This window comes from Micromonospora andamanensis, from assembly GCF_016863495.1.
Taxonomy (GTDB): domain Bacteria; phylum Actinomycetota; class Actinomycetes; order Mycobacteriales; family Micromonosporaceae; genus Micromonospora; species Micromonospora andamanensis.
Window position 1 is genome coordinate 1 of record NZ_BOOZ01000091.1, and the last position, 10039, is coordinate 10039.

Consider the following 10039-nt stretch of genomic DNA (forward strand, 5'->3'; position numbering starts at 1 on the left):
CACTCTGAAGGCGAGCAGAAGGCGAAACCCGTGATCCTCTGATCCTCTCAGCTCCCACCGAGTGTCGAGGGGTGGATCGTCTCGCTGGCGACTCCGTCTCACAGATCACAGAGCGCATCCAAGCACTCGCCACCCTGCAACATTGGAGTCGTCGCCATCAGGCCCGCCAGTTGACGACGGGAGAGGACACCCCTGATCGGTGCCCTGGCCCGACCCGCACCCAGGACGCCCGGTCTACCGCAGTACCACCCGCAGCGCCTCGGCAAACTCGGTTGGATGATCGACGAAGCCGGTGTGCTCACCAGGCAGATCATCGACAAACGCAGCACCCAGCCGCTCGGCCAGCGTCACGGACGTCCGGTAGGTCGACAGCGCGTGGGACTCAACACCGCAACCCATCACAACTCGGGTAGGACCGGCGGCTAGCGCCGCCACGTCCAGCCGGTAGCTGGTGGTATGCCACAGCTCGTGGGCGAAGAACCGGCCGCCGTCCGGTCAGCTGGCTCCGCGCCCTACGGAACACGGCCTAGCCTCGTGGCGGTGTGAGGCGCGGGCCGCGGTAGGGCAGGGTGGCGCTGTAGACGACGTTGGTGGTGGTGCTGCCGAAGGCGGCGAGTTCGTTGACGAGCTGTTCGAGGTGCGCCATCGACGTGGCGGCCACCTTCAGCACATAGCAGTCGTCTCCTGTGGTGCGCAGGCACTCCAGGATCTCCGACCGTCGCTCCAGCAGCTTGTGCAGCGGCTCGTGCCGGCTGCCGGGATACTTCAGCCGGACCACCGCGAGCACGGGGAAGCCCGCCTTGGTGAGGTCGACGTCGGCGCGGTAGCCGGTGATCACGCCGGTGGCCTCCAGCCGCCTCACCCGTTCGGTGGTGGCTGACGCGCTGAGCCTGACCCGGCGGCTGAGCTCGGTGATGGGCAGGCGGCCGTCGCCCTGCAGCTCGGTCAGGATGGACCAGTCGACGGCGTCAAGATCCTCGGCCATGGGGCCAATCTACCGGCGAATTCGCGGCGGATGCCGGTAAGGGCCGGGATCATGCTGTTCACAGTAGGAACCCGCCGTGAGTAGCGTGGGAGCCGTGCAGATTGGTGTGAACGTACCGAATTTTGGTCCGGGTACCGACCCCGCGATGCTGCGGCAGTGGGCGCAGACGGTCGAGGGCCTCGGCTTCGACCTGCTGATGGTCTCCGATCACATCGCGGTGACCCCGGATGTGGCGGAGCAGTATCCGGCGCCGTTCTACGAGCCGTTCACCACGCTGTCCTGGCTCGCCGGCGTCACCCAACGGGTGCGGCTGGGCACCACGGTGCTCATCGTGCCGTACCGGCATCCGCTGCTCACCGCACGGATGGCAGCGAACCTAAACCGGCTCAGCGGCGGCCGGCTCGTCCTGGGCGTCGGGGTCGGCTGGGCCCGGCAGGAGTTCGAGGCGCTCGGCGTGCCGTTCCGGCGGCGCGGCGCGCTGACCGACGAGTATCTGTGCGCCATGCGTGACGCCTGGCGGAACACCGGCGACTACGACACGGCCACGATCCCCATCCCGATCTGGGTCGGCGGCAACAGCGACGCCGGTATCCGTCGCGCCGTGCTGCTCGGTGACGCCTGGCACCCGCTGCGGGTCACGCCCGGATGGCTGGTGGAGGCGGCCGGGCGGCTGAAGGCCACCGCCGACGAACTGGGCCGCCCGGTACCCGCGTTGATGCCGCGTATCGCGCTCCGGGAGACCCAGGAAGCGGTCACCGACCCGGACCGGCTCGCCGGTGTCGGCACCATCGACCAGATCATCGCCGACCTCGACCAACTCCGTCTGCTCGGCACGCAGGCGGTGGTGCTCGACCCGTTCCACGGCGACCTGACCGAGATCCGCCGGCCCGAACGCGCCTGGCGGACCCTTGCGGCGGTGGCCGCGTACCACAGATCCCAGGAGGACCTATGACGCCCGTTGACGAAAAGTTTCTCCGCCGTGCCGTGGAGCTCGCCAGCATGGCCGGGGCGGCGGGCGAGCGCCCGTTCGGCTCGTTGCTGGTCGGCGCCGACGGCGTGGTCCTGATCGAGGACCACAACACCGTGGTCTCCGACTCCGACATCACCGCCCACCCGGAACTGAAGCTGGCCCGCTGGGCCGCCCGGGAGCTCGCCCCTGACGTGGCGGCCGGCACCACGATGTTCACCAGTTGCCAGCCCTGCCCCATGTGTGAGACCGCGATCGCCCGCTCCGGCCTCGGCAGGGTGGTGTACGCGCTGTCCGCGGAGCAGTTCGAGGAGGTCAAGCCGACAACCCCGCCGCTGCCTCCGGTGCGGTACGAGGGGCCGGCGCTGTTCGACGAGGCACGCCAGCCCATCGAGAACTACTACTAGAGCGGCCTTGGAGGTGGTCGAGGCCGGTCCTGAGGTTCTTGGTTGCGAAGCTCGGTGCGAGGCTGCGCAGCGAAGGCGAGGACGTTCACGCGGCAATACCCCTAGGCGGGCTTTAGGCGGTCCAACAGGGCGAAACCCTCGCTGAGCGGCTGAAGGTTGATCCCCGCCATGGCGCCGGACCTGGGCGACGCCCCTCAGCACGCATGATTGTGGCTGGCATCCTCGGGTGCCAGCCACAATCGCATCTTCAGATCAGAACTGGTAGGCGACGCCGTGCGTCGGCCGGTTGCCCCCGGTAGGGCATGCCACTTGTAGTGATCACCGTCTGCGCCCCGCCACCGAGCTCAACCTTCAGGGCCGTCCTTACCTGCGTGCACGCCGCCCCCATGCCCGACCGCGAGATCATCAGGGTGTTGTTCACGGTTTTGTGGTGGCGCGGCCGGCTGATCCAGGTCGACTTCACGGTCCCCTTGATGAGCGGGCCACACGCGCTGCCGTCAGAGTGCTGAGGTTGCGCCTCGATCCACGTGCGCATGGTGCTTCCTCCGTCGCCGCCCGCGCAGTCCGACCACTTCAGGTGGTCATCGGGAATGCAGGTCGTGAGATTGACGTCCTGCACGATCGTGAGATTGCCCGCTCCCTGGGTAAGTGGGATAGTCGATCCGTTGAGCTGCTTCACACCGCTCCACAAAACGAACTCCTCGCCCAGGCTGGCAACATTTGACATGGCCCAACTGTGTGCGCTGCGCACTATGCTGCCTGGCTGCCCGACGTAGCTGTAGTTCAGCTGTGCGCCGGCCTTCACGCGCATGTAGATCCTCCCACCGGCCTCGATGATTGAATCGCCGCGCGCGTAGCTGCCAACCTGAATCTCGCAGGTGTACGACCCGGCACTCGGCGCCACGAGCAGCCAGCGCATGGTGCCGTCGATAGTGGTCTCATTCGGGGTTACCGTGTTCTGCGCCGTGTACACCCCCACTCGGTGTGTCGTCGACTCCCCCGCCTTCCAGCACGACAGATAGAAGGTGGTCCCCGGCGCGTCGTCAGCTCCCATCGGTGTGAGCAGGATGTTGAAGAGATCCTTCGTGTACAGATAAAGCATCTGTCCCGCGGCCAGAGCGGCAGTCACCTGTGAGCCCGGCACGGAGTGGAGGGCCGAACTGGTCGCGGTCGTGAACGAATAGTTGTACTCGGGGGTGGTGACGGCGAACGCTGGCGCCGCTGATCCGGGGATCAGGGCTGCGGCGAGGTTCGCGATCACAGTCAGGATCGCCGCTACGCGCATGCGACGTCGCGCCATATGAGGTGCGCGGCGGCTGAGGCTTACCATCTTCATCCTTGAGTGGTCAGGGCCGTCGCCCGATGCATCGGCGTTGATACACCAGGGCTCGAGAGGTAGTGGCGGTGGGCCAGCCCTCGCCAGTGTTCCGTGGCGTGTGCGATACGGCCACGGAACCGCTACGGCGCTATCCGGGCAATCATCGTCGCTAGCCGCGGCGCCATCCTCCAACAGAATCACCGAAGTCAAGTGCCGCTTCTGGCTCGCCTGGACCGCTCCTACGATGAATTGTCCTAGCGCTGCCTTGAGGCGCCACCAACCTAACGGCGGCCGACTTCAGCGTGGCTTCAGGTCGTACTCATGGAAGGGTTACGGCCTCAGTTTCGCCTTCGGCCCGGGCCAAAGCCCACGTCACAACCGAACTCGCCAGGGGCCGCACCCCGCTACGCAGTCCCTGATCGACAGGGCGGGCCCTAAGCCGGACCGGCACAATATTGTTACGCCATCGGCGCCCGACGGTTATCGCGTTGGTCGTCGACGCCCCTGGGGCAGCTGGCCTCGCACGCATGAACGGCGGAGGTTTTCCCGCACGTTGGCCTCGTGACGATCTGCAGCTCCGTCGACGGCGGCCGTTCAACTTAGGCTGACTGCGCTGTGAGCGGACCGCTGCTATCGGCGACTTCGTCGTTTGCCAAAGGAGATAGCGCGTGGCATTCGCCACTGGCGGCGCTGTCTATGTCGAGGATGTCCTCATACACTCCGACCTTGAACCTGATCAGGTCCAGGCACTCGGCGAGCTTGCGGATCTGGGTGGTGACGTGGGCTTGGTGCTCGCGCATGAGCGTGAGTCGTTCTTCCTCGTTTCCGGCTCCTTGCCGGACGAGGTCGGCGTATCGGCGTAGCGCGGGCAGGGGCATGCCGGAGGCGCGCAGGATGATGCAGACGGTGAGCCAGTCCACGTCGTCCTGGCTGTAGTTGCGGCGCCCGCCAGGTCCGCGCCGCACGGGGTTGACGAAAAGGCCCTCGTTCTCATAGAAGCGCAATGCGTGCACGCTCAAGCCGGTGCGTTCGGCGACCTGCCCGATGCTCAGATTTTTGGTGACCTCAGCCATACCATTCAGGGTAGCCGCTTGACCTAGAGCCGACTCTAGATCCTAGGGTTCCCGTGCGATCGACGCTCCTGTCGCACTGTGTAATCACGGCTGAACCAGTAAGGAAGCATCACCATGCGCTATCGCACCCTCGGCGGAACCGGCATCGAAGTCAGTGCATACTGCCTCGGGACCATGATGTTCCAGGATGGCTGCAACTCCGACCACGACGATTGTGTCCGCATCATCCACGCCGCGCTGGACCAGGGGATCAACTTCGTCGATACCGCCGACATGTACGGACAGGGAGAGTCCGAGGAAATCGTGGGCAAGGCGCTGCGGGGGCGCCGTGATGACGTCGTACTCGCCACCAAGGTGCGCTTCCAGATGGGTGAGGGCCGCAATCGCAGTGGCAACTCGCGGCGGTGGATCCTCAAGGCGGTTGATGACAGCCTCAGGCGCCTGAACACCGACTGGATCGACCTTTACCAGGTTCACCGCCCCGACGACTCGACCGACGTCGAGGAGACGCTCTCGGTGCTCAGCGATCTCGTGCACCAGGGGAAGATCCGCGCTTTCGGCTGCTCGACGTTCCCGGCTGAGGAGATCGTCGAGGCGCATCACGTCTCCGAGCGTCGTGGCCTCGGACGCTTCCGCACCGAGCAGCCGCCGTATTCGATCCTGGCCCGCGGGATCGAGGCCTCGGTCCTGCCCGTCTGCCAGCGCTACGGCATGGGCGTGCTGGTCTGGAGCCCGCTGGCCTTCGGGTTCCTCACCGGCAAGTACCGCAAGTATCAGCCCATCGACCTGTCAACGGGCCGTCCCACGATCCGGCCGGAACGATTCGATCCCGCGATTGCGGAAAACGCCGCCAAGCTCGACGTCGTCGAGCAGCTCGTCGAGCTCGCGGAAAACATCGGCTGCACCCTTCCGCAGCTCGCCATCGCGTTCACCGTTGCCCATCCGGCCGTCACCTCGGCGATCATCGGACCGCGGACCATGCCGCAGCTGGAGGATCTCCTCAAGGGCGCCGCGCTAACTCTGGACGATGCGGCCCTCGACCGGATCGACGAAATCGTGCCGCCCGGGACTAACCTGTACAACCCCAACGCCCCCTTGCCCCCGCGTTCATTGACCGACAACGCACGACGGCGCCGCCCACTGACCGACCGCGCCGCGGCCTGAGCGAGCTGATAGTGGTCGGTCATTTGCAGGATCGTGGGAGACGGCCGTCCCCCCGTCTCCCCCGCGCCTTCCGGGTCTTCTGGTTCGGTGAAGCCGTCAGCGTGTTCGGGACCGCGACCACGGCGACGCTGCTGTCGCTGCTCGCGGCCACGCAGCTGGATGCCGGTCCGGGCTGGATGGGGGTCCTAGCGGCGGCGAGCTGGTCGCCCTGGCTGATCCTCGGTCTGCCAGCCGGTGCGCTCGTCGACCGGTGGTCACCCCGCACGACGATGATTGTGAGCGATCTGGTCGCGGCCGCCGCTGCCGCGACCGTGCCGCTGCTCTGGGTGACCGGCAGGCTGACGCTTGCGGCGCTGGTCGCAGTCGCGTTCGTGATCGGCTCGTGTGCTGTGGTGTTCCGAGCCGCGCTGCCCAGACTCGTCATCCGCGTGGTGGATGCCGAGCAGCTCGGCACCGCGAACTCCAGGCTGTACGCCACCGAATCGGCCAGCACGGTCGTCGGGCCGGGGCTGGCTGGCCTGATCGCCCAGGCCGTTTCCGCCGCGCTCGGCGTGCTCCTTGACGCGGTCAGCTTCCTCGTATCGGCCGTCTGCCTTGCCCGAACGCGTCCCGCGGGCCGGGCATCCAATCCTGCCGTGGCCGTACCGGAAGAGCCTCTTCTTCACCGAATCCGAGCCGGCGTCAATGTCGTCGCCCGCGACCGTTATTTGCGGTACTTCGCCGGCCTGGCTGCCGTGCAGAACTTCGGCCTCACCGGCCTGCTGTCACTCCAGGTTCTCTTCCTGGTCGGCGAGCTCGCCGCACCACAGGCCGTGACCGGACTCGTGCTCGCCGCCGGGGGCGTCGGCGGCGTCATCGGCGGGCTCCTCGGCCCACATGTCGCCCGCCGGCTCGGTAGCGCGCGCGGCCCGATCGCGCTGCAGCTCGTCAGCTGCAGTTGCCTGCTGGTACTGCTGACTGGCCCCGGCGCAGGTGTCGGGTGGATGGCCGCCGGGCTGCTGCTATGCGAGTTCGCGATCGTCGCAGACAACGTCATCCGCACCACCTGGCGTCTCACCTACGTTCCGGACAACCTCCAAGCCCGCGTCAGCACCACCATCCAGATGCTCGCCTTCGCCGCGATGCCCGCATCCGGGCTCGTCTCCGGCTGGCTCGGACATCAACTCGGCGTCCGCACTGCTCTCGCGATCATGCTCGCCATCTACGTCGCGGGCGCACTCACCATGCCATTCGGCCCACTCAAAGGCCGACGCAACCTCCCCGCCCCACCCCGACCCTCGCGGCTCCTCGACGCGGGACTGGAGATAGCGGGCTGATCGGTCGATCAGGGGCCGGCGGACCCGACCGGCCCCCGACACCTCGAGAACCACGATCAGACGTTGACTCGACACTCCCAACGTCCGGAACCACTTACGGAAGGTGCTTATTCTCGGGGCGGGTGTTGGCCGTCACGACGATGAACGCATGATCGTCAGGCTGACCTTACGGGGACAGCCACCTGCCCACCGAGGGGCAGGCTGGCCATACTCATCTCGTTCAACCGGTGAATGACCTGCCGGATCACGTGCTCGTCGGCCTGGACCAAAGCGACCCGACACTCAGCCCCGGGCCAGTCGGCAGCTTTTCGGCGTAGCCGAGGCTCACCCCATCCCGCAGAGACCGACTCGGGCCAGCACGCCCACGACGGTCATGGCAAGCGCCGACCAAATTGCGCCGCTGATGGCGAATGTATCGATACGAAACTCGTACCCACGGGTGCACGCCCAACTGCGCGTACCAGCAGGCTGTAGTATCAGCGCATGCGCACTCAAAGTGCGCACCGATGCGGAAAATCTGTGTCCGAGGGGCAACACAAGCCAAAACCCAACCGGGTCCGACGCTGTCGGCGTTGATCCCGTTGGCCTAACGGTGATCATCGGCGGTGTTCCACGTCGACAACTTGCGGTAGAAGCAGTTGGTGGGGCACCGCCTGCTAGGCCCTGAATGGATGCGTGTTTCCTCGCAGGTGTCCGGTCGGTGCGGTGACGCTTACCTCGGCGATGTCCTGCCAGAGCCGGGAGTCGTCGATCGCGTCAGGTGCCTGCTCGCGGCTGACCGCCTGCACCTCAACAAGCCCGGTGTGAATGCCCGCGTAGGCCGAGGCCCCGTGCCCGCACGGATGGACCAATCCGTTGCCCTGGCCGTGATCGTCCAGGGGCCAGCCATCTCCATCCACAATCCCGAGAGTGTGATACGTGACGAACATTCGTCCGCCGTCGATGTGCCTTTTCATCGCCTCTGATCCTGCCGCGGGCGTGGAGACCAGCCAGGCCGGCTGGACCCCACGGGTGGCCGCACCCCGCCGCCGTCCCGCCCTTCGATCTCCGCTTGCCTATTTCCTACTTGTACTATAGGAAAACTGGGTGACTACCACAGTCCCCGCGCCACCCGCTGCGGAAACCTCGATCGGTGCGTCGACGGCCGCCCGGGGGTCACTGGCACCTCGTGGCGGACGACGACGCCGGGTCCTCCTGCGGCTATTCGCCCTTGTCGTGCTCTACGGCCTCTGGGTAGTCGCCGCCCGGGCCACGAGCAATCCGACCTTCATCCCCTCCCCCGGTGCGGTGTGGCACCAGGTGGTCCAGACGTCGACTACCCACGATGGCATTCGCGGCTACAGCGGGTACCTGCTCATCGAGCATCTCGGCGTCAGCCTGCGGCGCATCCTGATCGGGTCCGTGATCGGCGTGGCCGGTGGGGTGCTCCTCGGTGTCGTGATGGGAACTGTCGGTTGGATCCGGGTGGTGATCGAACCGGTCGTCACCTTCGTTCGGGCCCTTCCGCCGCTTGCCTACTTCAGCCTCTTCATCATCTGGTTCGGCATCGACGAGACTCCGAAGCTCTGGTTGCTCTCCATCGCCGCATTGCCGCCGGTGGCGGTCGCGACCGCGGCAGCCGTCTACTCCGCACCGACCGGGCTGGTGGAGGCCGCCCGGGCGCTGGGCGCCGGTCGTGCTCAGGTGATCCGCGACGTGGTGCTACCCCACGCGCTACCGGAGATACTCACCGGCATCCGGATCGCGGTCGGGGTCGCGTACTCCTCAGTGGTCGCCGCCGAGACGATCAACGGCGTGCCGGGCATCGGTGGCATGGTCCGCGACGCCCAGCGCTACTCCCAGACCGACGTCGTCATTCTCGGCCTCTTCGCCATTGGCCTGTCCGGCCTCATCATCGACGCCCTGCTACGGACCGCCGAAAACCGGCTCATTCCGTGGCGGGGCCAGATCTAGGAGACAACAGATGCGCAAGATAGTCGGCCTGCTGGCAGCCGTGTCCCTGCTGTTGGTTGCCTGCGGCGACGGCGCCGCCAGCGGTGGCGATCCGGGCCGCAAGACCATCCGGATCGCCTACCAGGCCTTCCCCAGCGGCGACCTCATCGTGAAGAACCAGGGACTTCTTGAGGATGCGCTACCCGACTACCAGATCACCTGGACCAAGTTCGACTCCGGCGCAAGCATCAACACCGCCTTCGTCGCTGGCAGCGTCGACATCGCGGCGATCGGGTCGAGTCCGGTGGCGCGCGGTCTCTCCGCGCCGCTGAACATTCCGTATCAGGTCGCCTTCGTCCTCGACGTGGCCGGCGACAACGAGGCCTTGGTGGCCCGCAACGGCTCCGGCGTCACCGACGTCGCCGGCCTGCGTGGCAAGAAGGTGGGGACCCCCTTCGCCTCCACCGCCCACTACAGCCTGCTGGCCGCCCTGGATCAGGCCGGCATCAAGGAATCAGAGCTCACCATCGTCGACCTGGAGCCCCAGGACATCCTGGCCGCCTGGACCCGGGGCGACCTGGACGCGGCCTACTCCTGGTTGCCATCGCTGGATGAGCTCCGGAAGACCGGTACGGTGCTGGTCACCAGTCGCGAACTCGCCACCGCTGGCAAGCCCACGCTGGACCTCGGCGTCGTCGCCACGGACTTTGTTCAGGCGCACCCTGCTGCGGTCGACGCCTGGCGCAAGGCTCAGTTCCAGGCCCTGAACCTGATCCACGACGATCCCGCCGCGGCAGCGAAGTCGGTCGGCGCCGAACTCAACCTCAGCCCGGAGGAAGCGCAGCGGCAACTTTCGCAGGGTGTCTTTCTTAGAGGG

Annotated in this window: 10 protein-coding genes; 6 read left to right on the forward strand and 4 right to left on the reverse strand. The window is 66.7% G+C overall.

Features of this window, described 5'->3' with window-relative positions:
- Positions 1-526 precede the first annotated feature (526 nt).
- Positions 527-985, reverse strand: coding sequence for an Lrp/AsnC family transcriptional regulator (locus tag Van01_RS32305; protein ID WP_204015707.1), 459 nt, complete (start codon positions 983-985; stop codon positions 527-529).
- 94 nt (positions 986-1079) lie between these two features.
- On the opposite strand from Van01_RS32305, the gene Van01_RS32310 reads away from it, so the two are divergent.
- Together Van01_RS32310 and Van01_RS32315 are read left to right on the forward strand one after the other, a co-directional pair.
- Positions 1080-1937 carry an LLM class flavin-dependent oxidoreductase gene (locus Van01_RS32310; protein WP_204015709.1) on the forward strand — a complete coding sequence of 286 codons (858 nt, stop codon included), beginning with the start codon at positions 1080-1082 and terminating at the stop codon, positions 1935-1937.
- A complete protein-coding gene (locus Van01_RS32315) occupies positions 1934-2359 on the forward strand; it encodes a nucleoside deaminase (protein WP_204015711.1) in 426 nt (141 codons plus the stop codon). The genes Van01_RS32310 and Van01_RS32315 overlap by 4 nt, the downstream gene beginning before the upstream one ends.
- A gap of 247 nt (positions 2360-2606) precedes the next feature.
- Here the strand turns inward: Van01_RS32315 and Van01_RS32320 are convergent, their stop codons facing one another.
- Together Van01_RS32320 and Van01_RS32325 are read right to left on the reverse strand one after the other, a co-directional pair.
- Entirely contained in the window at positions 2607-3695 is a 1089-nt protein-coding gene (locus Van01_RS32320; RefSeq protein ID WP_204015713.1) for a hypothetical protein, read from the reverse strand.
- 581 nt (positions 3696-4276) lie between these two features.
- Positions 4277-4750 (reverse strand): MerR family transcriptional regulator, encoded by a 474-nt coding sequence (locus Van01_RS32325; protein WP_204015715.1) that lies wholly within the window; start codon positions 4748-4750, stop codon positions 4277-4279.
- A gap of 114 nt (positions 4751-4864) precedes the next feature.
- Here Van01_RS32325 and Van01_RS32330 point away from each other — a divergent pair, with 114 nt between their 5' ends.
- Positions 4865-5914 (forward strand): aldo/keto reductase, encoded by a 1050-nt coding sequence (locus Van01_RS32330; RefSeq protein WP_204015717.1) that lies wholly within the window; start codon positions 4865-4867, stop codon positions 5912-5914.
- An 11-nt stretch (positions 5915-5925) separates the two neighbouring features.
- Positions 5926-7230: an MFS transporter gene (locus Van01_RS32335; protein ID WP_275410430.1), complete on the forward strand. Its 1305-nt coding sequence runs from the start codon at positions 5926-5928 to the stop codon at positions 7228-7230.
- 656 nt (positions 7231-7886) lie between these two features.
- On the opposite strand, the gene Van01_RS32340 is transcribed toward Van01_RS32335, so the two are convergent.
- Entirely contained in the window at positions 7887-8186 is a 300-nt protein-coding gene (locus Van01_RS32340) for a hypothetical protein (RefSeq protein WP_204015721.1), read from the reverse strand.
- A gap of 130 nt (positions 8187-8316) precedes the next feature.
- Here Van01_RS32340 and Van01_RS32345 point away from each other — a divergent pair, with 130 nt between their 5' ends.
- Both Van01_RS32345 and Van01_RS32350 read left to right on the forward strand, forming a co-directional pair.
- Positions 8317-9183 (forward strand): ABC transporter permease, encoded by an 867-nt coding sequence (locus tag Van01_RS32345; RefSeq protein WP_204015723.1) that lies wholly within the window; start codon positions 8317-8319, stop codon positions 9181-9183.
- Between the two features lie 40 nt (positions 9184-9223).
- A partial coding sequence (locus Van01_RS32350) for a taurine ABC transporter substrate-binding protein (protein ID WP_239099436.1) occupies positions 9224-10039 on the forward strand: 816 nt, incomplete at its 3' end.

Coding starts and splice junctions, on each gene's coding strand:
- Van01_RS32305 (WP_204015707.1), bottom strand. CDS start 985: ATGGCCGAGGATCTTGACGCCGTCGACTGGTCCATCCTGACCGAGCTG.
- Van01_RS32315 (WP_204015711.1), top strand. CDS start 1,934: ATGACGCCCGTTGACGAAAAGTTTCTCCGCCGTGCCGTGGAGCTCGCC.
- Van01_RS32320 (WP_204015713.1), bottom strand. CDS start 3,695: ATGAAGATGGTAAGCCTCAGCCGCCGCGCACCTCATATGGCGCGACGT.
- Van01_RS32325 (WP_204015715.1), bottom strand. CDS start 4,750: ATGGCTGAGGTCACCAAAAATCTGAGCATCGGGCAGGTCGCCGAACGC.
- Van01_RS32340 (WP_204015721.1), bottom strand. CDS start 8,186: ATGAAAAGGCACATCGACGGCGGACGAATGTTCGTCACGTATCACACT.
- Van01_RS32330 (WP_204015717.1), top strand. CDS start 4,865: ATGCGCTATCGCACCCTCGGCGGAACCGGCATCGAAGTCAGTGCATAC.